Annotated in this window: 19 protein-coding genes; 17 read left to right on the forward strand and 2 right to left on the reverse strand. The window is 38.0% G+C overall.

Going from position 1 to position 18,374, the window contains the following annotated elements; translation table 11 throughout:
* Window positions 1-4: 4 nt before the first annotated feature.
* From AC3B5B_RS05940 to AC3B5B_RS05960, 5 genes are all read left to right on the forward strand, one after another.
* The gene (locus AC3B5B_RS05940) at window positions 5-472 is read left to right on the forward strand and encodes a YhcH/YjgK/YiaL family protein (protein ID WP_489769609.1); all 468 of its coding nucleotides are present in this window, start codon (window positions 5-7) and stop codon (window positions 470-472) included.
* Window positions 473-669: 197 nt separating this feature from the next.
* Window positions 670-1,122, forward strand: a complete 453-nt coding sequence (locus tag AC3B5B_RS05945) for a PTS sugar transporter subunit IIA (RefSeq protein ID WP_489769610.1) — start codon at window positions 670-672, stop codon at window positions 1,120-1,122.
* A gap of 21 nt (window positions 1,123-1,143) precedes the next feature.
* Window positions 1,144-2,544: a PTS galactitol transporter subunit IIC gene (locus tag AC3B5B_RS05950; protein ID WP_489769611.1), complete on the forward strand. Its 1,401-nt coding sequence runs from the start codon at window positions 1,144-1,146 to the stop codon at window positions 2,542-2,544.
* 24 nt (window positions 2,545-2,568) lie between these two features.
* The gene (locus tag AC3B5B_RS05955) at window positions 2,569-2,865 is read left to right on the forward strand and encodes a PTS sugar transporter subunit IIB (protein ID WP_489758252.1); all 297 of its coding nucleotides are present in this window, start codon (window positions 2,569-2,571) and stop codon (window positions 2,863-2,865) included.
* 33 nt (window positions 2,866-2,898) lie between these two features.
* Complete coding sequence (locus tag AC3B5B_RS05960; protein WP_489769612.1) at window positions 2,899-4,998, forward strand: BglG family transcription antiterminator; 2,100 nt, start codon at window positions 2,899-2,901, stop codon at window positions 4,996-4,998.
* 227 nt (window positions 4,999-5,225) lie between these two features.
* Here the strand turns inward: AC3B5B_RS05960 and AC3B5B_RS05965 are convergent, their stop codons facing one another.
* The gene (locus AC3B5B_RS05965; protein ID WP_489769613.1) at window positions 5,226-6,167 is read right to left on the reverse strand and encodes an NAD(P)H-binding protein; all 942 of its coding nucleotides are present in this window, start codon (window positions 6,165-6,167) and stop codon (window positions 5,226-5,228) included.
* A gap of 155 nt (window positions 6,168-6,322) precedes the next feature.
* Window positions 6,323-7,213, reverse strand: a complete 891-nt coding sequence (locus tag AC3B5B_RS05970) for a LysR family transcriptional regulator (protein WP_489769614.1) — start codon at window positions 7,211-7,213, stop codon at window positions 6,323-6,325.
* Window positions 7,214-7,408: 195 nt separating this feature from the next.
* On the opposite strand from AC3B5B_RS05970, the gene AC3B5B_RS05975 reads away from it, so the two are divergent.
* The 12 genes from AC3B5B_RS05975 (at window position 7,409) to AC3B5B_RS06030 (ending at window position 18,363) form a co-directional block, all read left to right on the forward strand.
* Window positions 7,409-8,272 (forward strand): phosphate ABC transporter substrate-binding protein PstS family protein, encoded by an 864-nt coding sequence (locus tag AC3B5B_RS05975; RefSeq protein WP_489758256.1) that lies wholly within the window; start codon window positions 7,409-7,411, stop codon window positions 8,270-8,272.
* A gap of 1 nt (window position 8,273) precedes the next feature.
* Window positions 8,274-9,197 carry a phosphate ABC transporter permease subunit PstC gene (gene pstC, locus AC3B5B_RS05980; RefSeq protein ID WP_489769615.1) on the forward strand — a complete coding sequence of 308 codons (924 nt, stop codon included), beginning with the start codon at window positions 8,274-8,276 and terminating at the stop codon, window positions 9,195-9,197.
* A complete protein-coding gene (gene pstA / locus AC3B5B_RS05985) occupies window positions 9,194-10,078 on the forward strand; it encodes a phosphate ABC transporter permease PstA (protein WP_489758258.1) in 885 nt (294 codons plus the stop codon). The genes pstC and pstA overlap by 4 nt, the downstream gene beginning before the upstream one ends.
* Before the next feature lie 4 nt (window positions 10,079-10,082).
* Window positions 10,083-10,880 (forward strand): phosphate ABC transporter ATP-binding protein PstB, encoded by a 798-nt coding sequence (pstB, locus tag AC3B5B_RS05990; protein WP_489769616.1) that lies wholly within the window; start codon window positions 10,083-10,085, stop codon window positions 10,878-10,880.
* An 11-nt stretch (window positions 10,881-10,891) separates the two neighbouring features.
* Entirely contained in the window at window positions 10,892-11,650 is a 759-nt protein-coding gene (gene pstB / locus AC3B5B_RS05995; RefSeq protein ID WP_489769617.1) for a phosphate ABC transporter ATP-binding protein PstB, read from the forward strand.
* Between the two features lie 12 nt (window positions 11,651-11,662).
* Window positions 11,663-12,316 carry a phosphate signaling complex protein PhoU gene (gene phoU / locus AC3B5B_RS06000; RefSeq protein WP_489758261.1) on the forward strand — a complete coding sequence of 218 codons (654 nt, stop codon included), beginning with the start codon at window positions 11,663-11,665 and terminating at the stop codon, window positions 12,314-12,316.
* Between the two features lie 275 nt (window positions 12,317-12,591).
* A complete protein-coding gene (locus AC3B5B_RS06005; RefSeq protein WP_489758262.1) occupies window positions 12,592-13,656 on the forward strand; it encodes a 2,3-butanediol dehydrogenase in 1,065 nt (354 codons plus the stop codon).
* A 225-nt stretch (window positions 13,657-13,881) separates the two neighbouring features.
* Window positions 13,882-14,226 (forward strand): phage holin family protein, encoded by a 345-nt coding sequence (locus tag AC3B5B_RS06010; RefSeq protein ID WP_489758263.1) that lies wholly within the window; start codon window positions 13,882-13,884, stop codon window positions 14,224-14,226.
* A gap of 21 nt (window positions 14,227-14,247) precedes the next feature.
* A complete protein-coding gene (gene hprK, locus AC3B5B_RS06015; protein ID WP_489769618.1) occupies window positions 14,248-15,183 on the forward strand; it encodes an HPr(Ser) kinase/phosphatase in 936 nt (311 codons plus the stop codon).
* Window positions 15,180-16,013, forward strand: coding sequence for a prolipoprotein diacylglyceryl transferase (lgt, locus tag AC3B5B_RS06020; RefSeq protein WP_489758265.1), 834 nt, complete (start codon window positions 15,180-15,182; stop codon window positions 16,011-16,013). Before hprK ends, lgt begins: the two co-directional genes overlap by 4 nt.
* A gap of 69 nt (window positions 16,014-16,082) precedes the next feature.
* The gene (gene trxB, locus AC3B5B_RS06025) at window positions 16,083-17,021 is read left to right on the forward strand and encodes a thioredoxin-disulfide reductase (RefSeq protein ID WP_489758266.1); all 939 of its coding nucleotides are present in this window, start codon (window positions 16,083-16,085) and stop codon (window positions 17,019-17,021) included.
* 172 nt (window positions 17,022-17,193) lie between these two features.
* Window positions 17,194-18,363: an alpha/beta fold hydrolase gene (locus AC3B5B_RS06030; protein ID WP_489769619.1), complete on the forward strand. Its 1,170-nt coding sequence runs from the start codon at window positions 17,194-17,196 to the stop codon at window positions 18,361-18,363.
* The last annotated feature ends 11 nt before the right edge of the window (window positions 18,364-18,374 follow it).

Raw genomic sequence — 18,374 nt, forward strand, 5'->3', positions numbered from 1 at the left:
AATTATGGAATTTGGAGCAAGTAAACAACATCAATTTAATACGACCGTTCAAAAACGGATTCAAACAGCTTTAGATTGGCTAGATGCTCGTTCAACCAAGGAATTGTTAGCTGAACCGTTGGGTAAAAAGCAAATTGCACCGGGCGTCGAATTACGATTTCAAGAATATGACACCCGAGACTATCAGACGATGAACTACGAAACCCATCGGGAACATATTGATATTCACTACATGATTACGGGTGCTGAATGGGTGCGTTTTAGTGATGCGGGAACTGCTAAACCAGTCAGTCCTTATGATCCTAAAGAAGAGATTCAATTTTTTAGACATCCTAAGACGCATGGTAAAGCTTTATTGACTGAACGACATTATGCAATCTTTTATCCGTCGGATTTGCATGCTGCTCATGGGATGGTTGCTAACAAAGTAGGACATAATCATAAATTGTGTGTCAAAATTGCTATTAATTAAGCATTTTTAGTTAATCGCTTAACCACAAAATAAATGAAGCATTATTGGATTACAATAATCTAATAATGCTTTTTTGCGCGATGGTGCAGTACTTGCACCAAGATTTCGGATGATTTGCACTATTAAAGCGCTTTTATGAATGGTTAAATAAAACGTGAACAGAAATAGCATTCAAAGAGAAAGGGGGGAAGTAAAAGTTGAATCTTTTGAGTTCTCAGTTAGTATTTGCGCAAGTTGAAGCAAGAACTTCATCTGAAATCATTCAATATTTGGCACAACAACTGCAAACAGCTGGCAAAGTACAACCAAATTTTTCTCAGGCAGTTCAAGACCGAGAGTTTAAGCAACCGACGGGGTTACCTAGCGGTAAAATTGCGGTTGCTATCCCACATACAGACGTTGAATACGTCAAGCAACCGGCGTTAGCTTTTGCGACCTTAAGGCGGCCTGTCAAGTTTCATAATATGGCCGTCACTGAACAACTGCTGAATGTGCAAATTGTGGTGATGCTGGCCTTGAAAAACCCGCATAGTCAGGTACAGATGTTACAAAAGCTGATGACTTTGTTTCAAAATCAAGTTTTATTAGAACAACTAGTTCAAATTCAAGACCAGCAACTTTTGTTTCAACAGCTTGTGGCAAATTTTTAGTTAATAATTGAGGAGATAGGTATGAAACCGATAATTAATTTCATTATGTATATTGTTGGACTTGGGCCAACGGTTTTGATTCCCATTATTATGTTGATTTTTGGTTTGTGCGTGCGGGTACCTTTTACTAAAGCTTTACGTGGTGGCTTAATGGTTGGTATTGGTTTTATTGGCTTAAATGCCACGGTGTCGATTTTGACCAGTGTCATGAATCCCGCCATTAAACATATGATTGCCGTGATGCATTTAAATTTACAGGTCATTGATGTTGGGTGGCCATCTGCTTCAGCGATTGCTTACGGAACAGCAGTCGGAGTCAGTATGATTCCCCTCGGAATTGCGATCAATTTGATAATGTTAGTTACGAAAACCACTTCAACTATTGATGTCGATATTTGGGATTTTTGGCATTTTGCTTTTAGTGGTTCTTTGGTTTACGCTTTAACTAAAGATATTGTTTTGAGCTTGTTCTTGGCGAGCGTCAATATGATTGTCATTATGGTCATTGCTGATCGTACCGCTCCGTTATCTGAAAAATATTTAGGGTTACCGGGAATTTCTATTCCACATGGTTATGCCGGTTCCTTTGTTCCAATTGCCATTGTTTTTAATTGGATTTTAGATAAAATTCCGGGAATTAATAAGATACATCTAGATGCGAAAGACTTTAACAAAAAGTTTGGCTCTTGGGGTGAACCAACATTATTGGGCTTTATTATTGGACTGGTGATTGGTATTTTGGCTTATGGCTTTATTCCGGGCATGACGCTGGCTACTAAGTTAGGCAAAATTATGTTAATGGGGGTTACGCTTTCCGCCGTCATGATCATTACACCTAAAATGGCAGCGCTATTATTACAAGGCGTCGTGCCTGTTTCTAATGCGATTCAGTCTTTTACGCAGAAAAAATTTTCCGGTAAACGCAAAATCTATATTGGAATGGACACGGCAGTGGGCATTGGTAGTCCGGTTGTTTTGGCCTGTGCGACTTTAATGATTCCAGTAGCGTTATTGTTTGCTTTTATCTTGCCAGGTAATCAGTTCTTACCAACCATTGGCTTAGTTGGCTTTGTCTTTATGTTCCCGTTGATTGTTTCGATTACGCACGGTGATTTCTTCCGGTCCTTTATTATTGGTGCAATTAACGTCGTGATTGGTTTATGGATTGGGACGAATTTAGCCCCCTTGATTACGAAATGTGCTCGGGCGGCGCACTTTGCTATTCCCAAGGGTTCGTCATTAATCTCCAGTATTGATTATGGTTCTAATCCATTTCCATGGTTATTTGTTCAAATTGCACCTTTCAAGTTCATTGCTTATGTCATCGGAATTATTCTTATTGTTGGTTTGTGTTGGTGGAATCGTTCGAAAATCATTGCTGAAGAAAAAGCACTTGATCAAACAGAAACACCTACCAAATAATTTAGTTGAAGGAGTGTCTTTATTATGAAGAAAATTTTAGTAGCTTGCGGTGCTGGCGTGGTTACAAGTACGGCAGCCATGAATAAGTTAGAAGAAGAATTGGCTAATCGTGGTATTTCCAAGGATGATTATACTTTAGGTCAAGCTTCTGTGGCCCAAGTAGAGTCCATGGCTAGCGACTATGATTTAGCAATTACGACTACGCAATATGATAATGATGCTGTTAAAATTCCAGTAATTAACGGTTTGCCATTATTAACCAATATCGGTGTGGATAGCGTCATTGATGATATTATTGCTAAATTAGATTTAGGAAAATAACAATCGAAGTAAAACTTTTAAAGGATGATGGATGTGATTACTGGAGAGGTTGCAGCCACAGCGACAGGTTATCATAAATTATTGAATTATTTGCTGGTATCTTCAGGTTACGTTAGCTTAACAGAAATTATGACAATGTTTAATGTCTCGCGCAGAACAGCCTTTAATTGGTTGGCAATCTTGAATCAGCAATTGCAAAGCCAACACCTTGAAGAAATTGTTAATGTTCCTCGCTATGGATACCAATTAACTGATCATACCAAGCAAGTTTTAAAGCAGCAACCTAGTGTTAAGTTGGATGAGCGGGGGATTCACTTTAGTTCCAGGCAACGCCAGACATTAATTATTTGGACATTGTTGGATGATTCTAAAGGAGTGTCTATTAACCAGTTAACACAGCGCTTTGCTTGTTCGCGCAATACGATCATTAACGACTTTAAAGTCTTGAGAACGCGTTTTCCAAAATTAGAAATTGTCAGTACCCATCAAGGTCACCAAATTCATGGTAATGAACGAGCAGTGCGCTTAGTTGTTTATGAATTACTACAAAATAATGATTCCACACTTTTTCAGTGTATTCAGCAATTAAACTACTCATTTTCACAATTTGAGAAACAATTAACTATTTGTCAGACAGCTTTAAAAATTAGTTTTTCGGAAAATGCGTTGCAACAATTAATTTATTTATTAATGTTTACCAAATGGCGTTATCAACAAGGAAAAAAGTTAGCCACTGAGCCCGGACAAGCGTGGTTATCTAAAAATACTACCGGGATTTTGCCGGCTTGTCAGAAACTATTGGAAACTATCTGCCAAGAAACTGTAATTAATAATGAAGTAGTCTTTTTAAGCAAAATCATGCTGTGCGCGCAAGCAACCGCGGTTTGGTGTGTTAGTCCCAGATTATATGATAAATTAACCCAAATTGCCCGGGAAATAATTTTTCGGTATAAACAATTAACCGGAAATCCGATTTCTGATCGACATTTTGTCGAAGTATTGTGTAACCACTTATATGCGACTTATTTTCGAGTAATGTTTAGGATTCCATTTGTTTCGGATGAAATTGCAGATATCAAAAGAAATTATCCGCAGTTACTCAAATTAACTACAATTGCCTGTGCCCCGTTAGAACAATATTTAAAACAGGAACTGCCTGTTAATGAAATAGCATTGATTTGTTTATATTTTGGACCTCAAAGTGATGTCGTTTACCAAGACTGGTCGGTAAACAAAACGGATAAATATCAACTGGCCGCCTTGGCTGAGGTGTTAGTTGTGTGTTCCAGCGGTATTGGGACTTCTGTAATGCTTTATCATGAATTAATGCAAGCTTATCCGCTGATTAAATTTTCGCCACCACTCAAAATAGCAGATCTAAACAATATTTTTCAGGCTAATTATCAGGCTAAGTTAATTATTAGTGCGGCCCCATTAGGGCAAAGTTCTTACCCAGTCCCCGTTTTAACTGTTAAAGCAATCTTAACAGAGCATGATTATGGTCAAATTGAAAATTATTTACGCACGCAAGTGCCACAAAAAATTGAGCACAATAGTAATGCTGTGAATCAACTGCTGACTATTATTAAAGAATACGCGGATGTAAAAGATGAGATGGGTTTACGTTCAAGTCTAGATAAATTTATATTACCAGCTAATGATTTAGCTTTGACGGATACTTTACCTTCTTTAGCTAGTCTTTTACCTGTGCAACATATTAAGCTGTTGCATCATTCGTGCAATATGCAGTGGCAAGCGGTATTACAATTAGGCTGCCAGTTATTAGAACGCGATCAAATTATCAATAGCTTTTATTTTTCTGATATTACCAATTTGATCAATAAATACGGACCGTATATGTTGATTGCAGATCATGTTTTTTTAGCCCATGCAGCACCCAGTTCTCATAGTCAAACAGTCGGTTTGGCATTGGTGGTACTAGATCAACCAATAGAGATTTGTGCTCAACACCAAACAGTTGCTATTAATTGTTTATTTGTTTTATCACCAGGGACAAATCATGAACATGAAAAAGCGCTAACTGAATTAATTGATGTTGTGAAAAATCAGCATTGTGTTGAGAACTTAGTCAATGCTCAAACAAAGCAAGAGGTCAGAAATATTTTGATTTAGTTATTGAATGGATTAATTTTGAGCTTAATTAATAAAATTGGTACCGATATAAATTTCGTTCCGCATTTATATTGGTACCAATTTTTTTGATAATTATTTGAAGTGTCTTCCCAAGATTTATTTAGAATATGTTCCAAATAAATAAGGCTAGAATTGAATTGTTGGCTGTTTGAATAACTTATTCATCCAATTAATTCTGTTCTAGTCTCATTTTTAAGTTTCAAATACTAATTGTCTTTTGAATGGCGTTCACCAATTTGAAATTCTGCTTGGTGTTCAAACATGTAGCGCACAGATATCGGTTGACTACCTGTTAATTTGTAAAAATCATCGGTATAGGTATTCATTTTACCTTCACGAATGGCCTTGGAAAAAGTGACCATGCCATCAGATGAGAAGGGTGCTTCAGAATCTTTTTTAAATTGGCCATCAGTGGTTCGAGGTACACCCATGGCATCAAAGATTTGGTAATTTTCTTCATCACTAATGGCGTGATATTGAATAGAATTGCCTGTGACGTCATTAGCAATATTGATAAAATCGCTGATGGTTAGTAAATCTTTACCATTGATGTTTAAAATTTGGTGGTGCAAATTATCAGCTAATAAGGCATACGCAACGGCTTTGGCACAGTCTTTACGTGAAATATAGGCCATTTGACCGTCCCCTTGGCTATTGGCTAAATCTTGTCCTTGTTTAACAAAGGTAAAGTAGTTGGTGATCATAGCTTCAGCATATTGTGAATTACGTAAGAACAGATAATCAAGTCCACTCTTTTTTAAATAGTCTTCGGTATAAGCATGGTCAATTTTTTCGATACTAGGATTACTAGGGTCGCCGGCATTGACTAGTGAAGTATAGACAATTTTAGTTACACCGGCTTGTTGAGCAGCATCAATGACATTTTTATGAGCTTGCTGGCGTTTAGCACCCACAAAAGGCATGGAAATCAAAGCGAGGACGTCACCGCCAGTAAACTTTTCCACTAAACCAGCCTTAGAATTAAAATCAGTTTGGCGAACATCAATTCCTTGCTGTGCATAGTTGGCGAGCACGTTAGGATCATAACCACAAAAGATGAGTTGTTGTTTATTGGCTAATTGGATTAGTTCTTGCGCAGCTTGACTACCCAAATTACCATCGACACCTGTTAAGATTAACTTTTTCATGAATTTTTCCTTTCTAGATAAAATGGAAACAAGCTTGGTAACTAACCGGATTAAATATCAAGCGGCGTCACTATACTTGCTTTCAACTTTTAATTAGCTTAATCATATGTGATTATTTGAGCAATTGCCAATATAAAAAATAACTAGGTTAGAGGTTAAACCTCTGCTGAGATTGAATGAGCTTGGTGAATAATTTGTGCTAATTTAGCATGATCAAAATCTTTCCGATAAGCTAAGACAATTTTAAAATGATGATGGGTTTGGTTAATAGGCAATAATTTTAAGTTGGAAGTTTGGTTGGGCAGCGGGTAGTTGTCCGGAAAAAAGCCGATCAAATGTTGTGTTTGAATCAAAAAAAGTTCTGTTTCTAAATCCTGTACTGTTGCTTTTATTTGAGGTGTAAAGCCATCTTGCTGGGCATGTTTTAACATTAGTTGATAAGATTTACCAATTGTCTGTGGAGCAAGCATGACGAGTGGATAGTGATATAACTGTTTCAAAGTGATTGCTTGGCAGTGATATAAAGGATGCTCGCTATCAATGAGTGCACAGTATTTGCCTTGATATAAGGTAATGGTTTGCAATGAGGTCTCATTGTGAAATTCTGAATCAAAACTGATGGCTAAGTCGTATTGACCATTATTTAAGTTATGAGCCACGTCTTTAAGTTGCTCTTTTTCTAATTCCAAAATTAAGTGTGATTGCTGCTTTAAAGTTTGCGTGATTTTGATTAAAAAATTTAAATCAATAAGTGAAGTATATTCTAGGCGAATACGTTGCTTGTCAGTACAAAAATCGGCCATGTCCTGCTCTAATTTTTGATACTGTTGACAAATTAAGACAGCTTTCGAGTAGAACAACTGTCCTGCAGCCGTAGGAACAATTGGTTGTACACTGCGATCAATTAATTGAACATTGAAATGATTTTCCAATGAACGAATTTGCTGACTAACACTTGTTTGTGCAATATGATTTTTTTGTCCAGTTTTCGTAAAACTGCCAGTATTTACTAGATCAATAAAATATTGCAATTTGTCTAAATTCATGTAAAAACCTCTCACAACCTTGGACTTAGGTCTCAATATTGTCTTAGTGATAAATTGACTGAAATTGGTTTTAGTTTAATCAATAATTAATTTAACTACAAGCAGCCTTAATTTTTCAGAAATTTACATATAATTTACACAATTAATAATAAAGTTTTACATTGGTTTGCTATACTGCTCCCGGAGGTTGAACCAATGAAAAAATTAAATTGGGGATTGCTATTGATCATGGCTGGTCTGCTATTAACTGGCTGTCGGCGTAACCATCAGGAACAGAGCATTACAGCAGTGGGTTCGTCAGCGTTACAACCTTTAGTGGAAGCAGCTGGTGATCAATATAATCGGTCTCATCCTAATTCTTTTATTACAGTTCAAGGCGGTGGGAGCGGCACCGGATTATCGCAGATTCAACAACGAGCAGTGGCAATTGGCAATTCAGATGTTTTTGCAGAACAAAAGACCGGGATTAAGGCTCACAAGTTAATTGATCATCGTATTTGCGTGGTAGCGGTCGTGCCCGTCGTTAATTCTCAGGTAACGATCAAAAATGTTACTTTGCAGCAACTACAAGAGATTTTTGCAGGTAAAATTACCAATTGGCAAACTTTGGGTGGCCCTAATTTGAAAATTTCAATCGTTAATCGGGCACCAGGAAGTGGCACTCGCATGGTTTTTGAACAACAGGTTATGCAAGGACTAACTAGCGTCAAAGCGCCCGAACAAGATTCTAGCGGGATGGTCCGTCAAATTGTGAAAAATACGCCGGGAGCGATTAGCTATGTAGCTTTACCGTATTTGACGCATGATTTACGAACTTTGAAAATTGACAATATCGCGGTCTCCGCCAAAAACGTGCAAACTAATCGTTGGAAAATTTGGTCATATGAGCATATGTATACCACTAAAAATCCTAATGTATTAACTAGAAAATTTATTGATTATCTATTAAGTACTGCTTTTCAAGAGCGTGAAGTTAAGCAAATGCACTATATTCCAATCCAGTCCATGCAATATCAACAAGATGCTCACGGCAAAGTCACGAAAGTTAGGGGAAAGTAAAATGTCAGATTCCATTACGAAAAAGTTAAATCGACCTTCCGTATCTGCCAAATTAGAACAGCGGGGCAAGTTAATAACACAATGTTTAACTGTTTTGGTCGTTTTATTGGTTTTGGTCATTTTAGGTTTTATTGCCACCAAAGGGGTAGCCGTTTTTTTTCAGGATCATGGTAGCTTGGTGGATTTTTTAACAGGGAAAACTTGGAGTCCCGAACAAACTAATGGACATCATGAACCGTTGATTGGGGCATTACCGATGATTGTCGGTTCTTTTGCGGTGACCTTACTGGCAGTTTTGGTGGCTACGCCGTTTGCCATTGCAGCGGCCATTTTTATGACTGAAATTGCACCGCATAAAGGTAAGCAAATTTTGCAGCCAGTGATTGAACTGTTAGTGGGGATTCCGTCGGTTGTTTATGGCTTTATTGGTTTAGAAATCGTCGTACCCATGGTACAAAAAATTGCTGGCGGTAGTGGCTTTGGAATCTTGGCAGGAGCCATTGTGTTATTTGTCATGATTTTACCAACAATTACCTCAATGACGGTTGACGCTTTAACTGCAGTACCGCGTTATTACCGCGAAGCGTCACTGGCCTTAGGAGCGACCCAGTGGCAAACCATTGCCAAAGTAGTGTTAAGAGCAGCAGCACCGAACATTATGACGGCCATTATTTTTGGGATGTCGCGGGCTTTCGGTGAAGCCTTAGCTGTACAAATGGTGATTGGGAATGCTATTTTAATGCCTACTAGTTTGGTAGCGCCTGCTACGACGTTAACGAGTGTCTTAACGATGAATATGGGGAATACAATTATGAAAACAACAGCTAACAATGCTTTGTGGTCCTTAGCCTTGTTATTGTTATTGATGTCTTTGTTGTTCAATATGCTTGTCAAATATTTGAGCAAACGAGGTGCGTTGAAATGAATCCACAAAAAGTTAATAAAATTATGACAGTGATAATTTATTGCCTGTCGGGGCTGATCATTTTAATTTTGTTGGCGTTATTACTATATATTTTTATCAAGGGAATTAGTGTAATTAATTGGCACTTTTTAACTAGTCCAGCTAAAAGTTTTCAAGCTGGTGGGGGAATTGGGGTGCAATTATTTAATTCACTATATTTATTGGTCTTATCAATGGGGATTTCGTTGCCCTTCGCTCTAGGAGTGGCCATCTATTTGTCTGAATATGCACAAAATCTCCGTTTAACGAATTTGATCCGTTCAGCAATTGAAGTGCTCAGTTCTTTACCATCAATTGTGGTCGGTCTATTTGGCTTTTTAGTTTTTGTAATCAATTTACATTTACAATTCTCAATTTTATCCGGTGCCTTAACGTTAATGGTGTTTAATTTGCCCTTATTAATTCGGAATATGGAAGACGCTTTGCAAACAGTTAGTCTAAGCCAACGTGAAGCCGGCTTAGCGTTGGGCTTGTCGCGCTGGGAGACAGTGCTGCATGTTGTTATTCCGGAGTGTTTGCCCACGATTGTAACTGGCGTAATTTTAGCAGCGGGACGAGTTTTTGGCGAAGCAGCGGCTTTAATTTATACTGCGGGGCAAAGTGCGCCACCGTTAAACTTTAGTAATTGGAATATCCTGAGCTTAACGTCACCACTTAATCCGCTACGGCCTGCGGAAACTTTAGCCGTTCACATTTGGAAAGTGAATTCCGAAGGCTTAATTCCGGATGCACAGGCAGTTTCCTCGGGGGCATCGTTAATTTTAGTATTAGTGGTTTTAAGCTTTAATCTTTTGGCGCGCTATTTAAGCAAAAAACTATACCAGCATTTAACAGGAGAATAATTTGATGGCAGAATTATTAACTTACACGGCTGCCTTAGCTGACCAAGCAGAAGTAGCGTTAGCGACCAAGAATTTGTGCGTCAGTTACGGTGCGAAAGAAGCTTTACACGAAGTATCTTTACAATTCGAGCGTTATAAAATCACATCGTTAATTGGGGCTTCTGGTTCGGGCAAATCGACGTTTTTACGCGCGCTCAATCGAATGAATGATACGGTTTTTAGTGCGCAAGTTCAGGGGGAAATTATGTATCGCGGAGTTGATATTAATGCTCCTAAAGTCGATGTTTACACGGTTCGTGAACAAATTGGCATGGTTTTTCAGCGTCCGAACCCGTTTGCAAAATCAATTCAAGATAATATTACTTTTGCTTTAAAACGGCGGGGGGTGACTGATCCACAAAAGTTGTCTGAAATTGTAGAAACTTCATTAAAGCAAGCGTCTTTATGGGAACAAGTCAAAGATAATCTGCATCAGAGTGCTTTATCATTGTCCGGTGGGCAACAACAACGCTTGTGTATCGCTCGAGCCTTAGCTTTGCAGCCAGATATTTTGTTGATGGATGAACCAGCTAGTGCCTTGGATCCGATTTCAACGGCAAAATTGGAGAATACGATGCAGCAACTAAAGCAAAACTATACCATTATCATTGTGACTCATAACATGCAACAAGCGGCGCGAGTGAGTGATTATACAGCCTTTTTTCATTTGGGAAAGATGGTTGAGTTTGACCAAACGCGTAAAATTTTTACGCGGCCGAAAGTGCAATTAACTGAAGACTATGTATCGGGGCATTTTGGTTAAAGGAGGAGTATATGACAGCAGATATTTTAACGGCGCAAAATGTACATGTGTTTTATGGTACGAATGAAGCGTTGAAAGGAATTAATTTAGCCATTAAACAGCACGAAATTACTGCTATGATTGGTCCTTCCGGGTGTGGCAAATCAACTTTTTTGCGCTGTTTAAATCGGATGAATGACTTAATTGCAGATGTTAATATTCAGGGACAAATCGAATTAAAAGGACAAGATATTTATGCGCCTACTATGAATACTGTTCAACTGCGAAAACAAGTTGGCATGGTCTTCCAGCAACCCAACCCGTTTCCATTTTCGATTTATGATAATGTGATTTACGGATTAAAATTGGCGGGGATTCGTGAGCGTCAAGTTTTAGATGAAGCTGTCGAGACTAGTTTAAAAGCCGCGGCTGTTTGGGACGATGTTAAAGACAAACTACATCAAAGTGCCCTGGCCTTATCAGGTGGTCAACAACAGCGAGTTTGTATTGCACGGGTTCTAGCAGTTAAGCCCGAAGTCATCTTATTAGATGAACCAACTAGTGCTTTAGATCCCATTTCAGCCACTAAGATTGAGAATATGTTATTGGAACTACGCCAGAATTACACCATGGTAATTGTGACCCACAGTATGCATCAAGCGTCTCGAATTTCTGATCAAACGGCGTTTTTTTATCAAGGTGAGTTAATTGAAATGGATCAAACTAAAAAAATATTTCTGAATCCACAACAGCAAACAACCGAAGACTATATTAGTGGACGGTTTGGCTAGAAAGAGGTTTTTATGCGGAGTGATTTTACAACAGAATTAAATAATTTACATGTTCGCTTTGCGGAGATGGCAATGATGGTGAATGAAGCTCTCAAAAAAGCGATGACCGCTTTTATGCAGAATGATTTAACCATGGCACAAGCAGTAATTGATAATGATCAATATATTAATAATCGTGAAGTCAACTTAGAACAAAAGTCATTTGAAATGATTGCTTTGCAGCAACCTGTGACGTCTGATTTGCGGATGATTGTAACTATTTTAAAGGCTAGTTCAGATTTAGAGCGGATGGGAGATCATGCGGTTCGCATTGCTCGCACGACCTTGAAACTTAAAAATAAAAATGCAGTTGGCCAAGTGAAACTACAGTTAGAACAACTAGCCCAACAAGTTGAAGTTATGTTTAATCAGGCATTAGATGCGTATTTAACCAATGATGCGCAAAAGGCGATAGTTGTTGCTCAGCAAGACGAACAAATTAATCAACTGGCTCATGAAATTGATCATCTTTGTGTGGCAGAAATGAAAGCTAATGCGCAAAGTATTGATGATGGAACTTCTTATTTATTAGTGGCGACCCATTTGAAACGCATTGGCGATTATGTCACTAATTTATGTGAGTGGGTCGTCTATCTTCAAGAAGGAAAAATCTGCGATTTAGGTTAACCAAAAGTTGCTGTAGGCGGGTTAGAACAATAGTTAAAAAATGTCATTAGAAAGTTTTAGACTAGCTGGTGGTGTTTTTACAGACTTTGTTCTAACCTGTTTTTGTTTTTTAGCAGAAAGATAAATTTTGTTAAAGAATTAACTTATTTCATCTAGAATTATTTTGAGCAAAGTGATATTATTTACATGTTGAATACGGTTGCATTAAAAAGCAAATAAATAAATTATGCAGCGATATCTGACATTTAGTTATTGAATAATTGGGAGGCAAAATCATGAAAGCAGCAAGAATCTATGGTAAACAAGATTTACGAATCGAAGATGTTGAATTAGATGAGCCAAAATCTGACCAAGTTCAAATCAAGGTGAAAGATATTGGTATTTGTGGCAGTGATATTCATATGTACCAAGAAGGCACTGGTATCCCATATAAGAAGCATCCGTTAACCGGTAAAACTGTACCAATTACTGAAGGACATGAATTCTCTGGTGAGGTTGTGAAAGTCGGCTCCGACGTAACGAATGTTCAAGTTGGTGATCATGTTTGTGTTGAACCTATTATTGCCTGTGGCAAATGCGAATTTTGCCGTAAAGGCTTGTACAACTACTGTACACGTGGTGTGGGTCCTGATGGTAGTTTGCAATTTATTGGTTTTTCCGATGATGGTGCCATGGCTGAATATGTAAATGTGAAAGATATTTATACGTTCAAGTTGCCTGAAGGCATGGACTATGAATTGGGTGCCTTAGTAGAACCGACAGCTGTCACTTATGAAGCAGTGCGTGATAGTGGTTTGATTGCTGGCCAAACAGTTGCTGTTATCGGTGCAGGCCCAATTGGCTTGTTAACAGCTTTGGTAGCTAAATATGCTGGTGCAACTAAAGTTTATATTGCTGATTTATCACCTGAACGTTTGGCTAAAGCTAAGGAATTAGGCTTTAGTGACGTTATTAATTCTGGCGAAGTGGACCTAGTTAAACATGTTTATGAAGAATTACCACAAGGAGTGGACGTAGTCTTCGAATGTGCTGGTGCGCAACCAACTTTAGACCAGGCGGTGCAATTAGTTGCTCCAGCTGGTGTTTTAGAGATTGTGGCTTTATTTAATGGCGATTATAAATTCGACATTACCACTTTACAGAACAAGGGTGCTGATGTGCATACGATTATGGGTTATGCCAATGCTTTCCCACCTTCCATTGGAATTATTAACCAACACCGCGACGTCTTCAAACAATTAGTAACTAAGAAGATTAGTTTGGATGATGCTGAAGAAGGTATTAAGTCATTGATGACTGATAAATCACAAGTGAAAGTAATGATTTCTCCCGAACTTTAAAAAATAGTTTTTGACTAGCTGATTTTGATTTGTTTCATACTATTGCCTGATGTCTATTAGGCGCAGTTGATACAAGTTGAGATCAGCTTTTTTTTATTATTGCCATTGAAAAAATGATTGCTTTTCAATTGGAGCAAAAATGATTCGAACGTTGTTCAAACAGAACCACGGTGATGTATGCGGGATATGCTATAATGAAAAAATAATGTTAAGGAGAGCCGAGCTTTGAAATTAATTTATCAGACCGTGATTAATACTTTGCTATTTATGGCCATTGCCAAAGTCCTGCCAACACTGTTTTATCTGAGTGATTGGATTACTGCTTTAATCGCTGGTTTTGTTCTAGTTTTGTTGAATTTAACAATTAAGCCATTACTGAAGATTATTTCTTTTCCAATTACGCTACTGACCTTTGGCTTGTTTTCGATTGTCATTAATGCCTTAACTTTAGAGATCATTGCCACCTTAGTTCCAGGTTTTGTATTTCATAATTTTTTAGCCGCAATGTTGACGGCTGTTCTAATGTCATTTGCAAATTCATTTGTTGGTTATCATGTTTTTCAAAGATAAAGTTGAGAGAGGATTTAATTGATGGTAACAGTTCAAGATTTAATCGATCATACGAATATTCAAGTTTACAGTGGAGCAGAATTTTTAAGTGAACGCAATATTACAGAAAGTGAAATTTCTCGACCAGGATTGGAACTAACTGGTTATTTTGATTATTATCCGGCGGAACGGGTTCAATTATTTGGTCAGACGGAGACCTCTTATGCGCAATCAATGACTTCCAAGAATCGTTACCATATTTTACGAGAAATGGCGACTGATCAAACACCAGCGTTTGTTTTTTCTAGAGGCATTCAGCCATCAACGGAGATGCAGCGTGCCGCGAAAGAACATCGTATTCCTATTTTGACTTCACCTTTAACGACCACTCGAGTTTCCAACATTATTACGCAATATTTAGAAAAGGTTTTGGCGCCCCGGAAAAGTATTCACGGCGTCTTGATTGATGTTTATGGCTTAGGAATCTTGATTAAAGGTGATTCCGGGATTGGCAAAAGTGAAACAGCCTTAGAATTAATTAAAAATGGTCATCGTCTAGTAGCGGACGATCGCGTCGATGTTTACCAACAAAATGAGCATACGATAGTTGGTGAAGCTCCCCAAATTTTAAAAAATTTAATGGAAGTACGCGGAATTGGCATTATTGATGTGATGAATTTGTTTGGTGCAAGTGCGGTCAGAACCTCTATGGAAGTGCAATTAATTGTTAATCTAAGTGCTTGGTCAGAAGATCAGAATTATGATCGGATTGGGACAGACAATCAAACGGAACGGATTTTTGATGTTGATGTACCTTCAATGGTGATCCCAGTCAAAGTCGGGCGAAATATCTCTAATATTATTGAAGTGGCCGCTATGAATTATCGGGCTAAAAAATTAGGATATGATGCTGCCGCCCGCTTTGAAAAACAATTAAATAATTTAATCAAAGAACATTCAGAAAGTGAGTCAGTATGAGTTTAGCTTTAAATCCAATTTTTGTGCAATTTGGCCCCTTTGAGATCCATTGGTATGGGGTCATTATTGCTTGTGGTGCGATTTTAGGAGTTTTGTTAGCTTTAAACGAAGCTCCTAAACGGCAAATTATGAAGGATGACTTAATTGATCTAGTGCTCTGGGGAATTCCGTTTGCACTCATTGGTGCACGTATTTATTACGTGGTGTTTCAATGGTCTTTTTATTCGAAATATCCGAGTGAAATTATTAAGATTTGGCATGGCGGCATTGCCATTTATGGTGGCTTGATTGCAGCTTTTATTGTGGCAATTATCTTTACTTATGTTCGACAACTGCCGTTTTGGCTAATCTTAGATATTGCTGCGCCGAGTTTATTAGTGGGACAACTGATTGGGCGCTGGGGCAATTTTATGAATCAAGAAGCTTATGGTGCAGTGACTTCAGCACATTTTTTGCATGCTTTACATCTACCACCATTTATTATTCACCAAATGTATATTGCTGGGGCTTATCGCCAACCAACGTTTTTATATGAATCATTGTGGAACTTAGTCGGTGTGATTTTACTATTGAGTTTGCGTCACCGACCGCATTTGTTTAAGCAAGGTGAAGTCTTTTTAAGTTATGTATTATGGTATTCTTTTGGCCGCTTTTTTATTGAAGGAATGCGGACTGATAGTTTATACTTATTGAACATTTTAAGAGTTTCTCAAGTTTTGTCGTTAGTTTTGTTTATTGGCGCTGGTGTCCTAATATATTATCGGCGTAAAAAAGTGCAACCACCAGATTATTTGGCCGGAAGTGGCTTAAAATTTCCCTATCAACGTTAGTGGAAAGCACAATACTAGCTTTTGGTCAATTTAACTCTTATGATTATTATGTGATAAAAAGTAGAAAGTGTGGCTCAAATGCAAGAATATGATGTAATTGTAATTGGCGCGGGACCTGCCGGCTTAACGGCCGCTTTGTATGCTTCACGGGCTAACTTGAAAGTCTTAATTTTAGATCGGGGCATTTACGGCGGGCAAATGAACAATACTGCCGAGGTGGAAAATTATCCCGGGTTTGATTCCATTATGGGACCGGATTTAAGTGAAAAAATGTATCATTCAACTATTCAATTTGGTGCCAAGTATCAATACGGAATGGTGACGGATGTTGAGGATCATCAATCTTATAAAATCGTTAAAACCAGCGATGAAACTTTTAAGACGGGAGCTTTAGTGATTGCTACTGGCTCAGAGTATAAAAAAATCGGGGTTCCTGGCGAAGAAGATTATTCCGGTAAAGGTGTCTCTTATTGTGCTGTCTGTGATGGGGCTTTCTTTAAAAATGAAGATTTAGCGGTCATTGGTGGTGGTGATTCTGCTGTTGAAGAGGGAATTTATCTAACTCAACTAGCTAAATCAGTCACCATCATACACCGGAGAGACCAACTACGGGCCCAACCAATTTTACAAAAGCGGGCCTTTGCGAATGACAAAATTAAGTTTATTTGGAATGCCGACGTGGAGGAGATTCAGGGCGACCAAGCAAAAGTCACTGGTGTGAAATACCGTGATAAAATCTCTGGTGCCGAGCAAGTGCTACCAGCTAGTGGTGTGTTCATTTATGTTGGTATCCAACCTAATACACAGCAATTCAGTGACTTAAAGATTACTGATGAAGCTGGTTGGATTATTACGGATGATCAAATGCAAACCCCAGTCCCAGGAATTTTTGCGGTGGGTGATGTGCGCAAAAAGACTTTGCGGCAAATTACCACAGCAGTTGGTGATGGTGGCTTAGCAGGTCAAAATGTCTTTAATTATTTACAAACTTTGGCTGATGAAAAATAGCTAGTTTAGTTAATTATTTGAATTACAAGAGCAAGTCGCGTGGAAAAGTTTTTAACTTTTGTACGCGGCTTTTTTGGTATCAATTAGTATTTGTAGCTTTTTTGAGAGCAAGTACTTGCATTTAAAAACTATTACTGATACGATTCATTTGTGTTAGAAAGGAGTGGCGACAATGTATCAAAAGTATATGGACAATGAGCAATTTAATTTTCAAATTAATCGTTTTTTAGAACCGTATGAAAAGGACGTAGCAGTACAAAAGGTTATTGCACGAACAGCTTTGCAGATTAAAAGTCGTCAAGATTGGTATGAAACTTGGAATCAGCTAGCAATGAAGACGGCACAAAAAGCCACAGCAACTCAGCAAATGAAAGATTATGGCTTAGCTTCGACTTATTACCAGTTGGCAGATTTCTTTTTGACTGAGCAAGATGAACGCAAGCAAGCAACTTATCGAGGATATGTTGATAATTTTTACCACAGTATTGACACCACTAACTTGATTTCTGAAGATGTTCCTTATCAAAAAGGTATTTTGCCAGTAGTTCGAATCAATCATCCGCATGCGCAAAGAACTTTACTATTTCATGGTGGTTTCGATTCTTATTTGGAAGAAATGCTTCGTTTAGTCTTTCAATACGGTTTAGATGATCAATTACCAAATTATAATTTTGTTTTGTTTGAAGGTCCTGGTCAAGGACGAGCTTTACGTTCAGGGTTAGCTTTAACTTCTAAGTGGGAAGAACCCGTTGGGTATTTGCTTGATTATTATCAATTAGACTCAGCTGATTTATTGGGAATGTCTTTGGGCGGATATTTATCCGTGCGAGCCGCTGCTAAAGATCATCGAATTCGGCGCGTGATTGCCTATGATGCAATGTTGAATTTAAGTGATGCATTGGTAATGAAGTTGCCCCAAGCTAGCCAATATTTAGACCATTTAGATGATCCGAAAATTGCGACTAGTTTTAATGACTTTTTGGTTAAATTATCCAATAATAATGTTGATTTAGCTTTTAAAATGCAAAAAGGCATGGATATTACGTTAACTAAGCAGCCTGTTGATTTTGTAAAAGAGGCTTTAAATTATACCTTGAAGGGAGTATTAGATGAAGTAATAGCAGATGTATTATTAATAGGCGGGACTAAAGATTTATACGTTCCTGCAGCTGTTACTTTAAAAGAAGCAGCAGGTCTAGTTAATGCCAGATCTCTGACGGTGAAAATTTTAACGGAGGCTAGTGGCGGTGCTAGACATTGCCAAGTTGGAGATAAGAAATTGGCTTTTCAAATATTAACTGAATTTTTAAGTTCGAATAATTTAATGACGAATAAAAATTGAGTTGAATTAAT

The sequence above is a fragment of the Bombilactobacillus sp. ESL1187 genome (genome assembly GCF_058107155.1).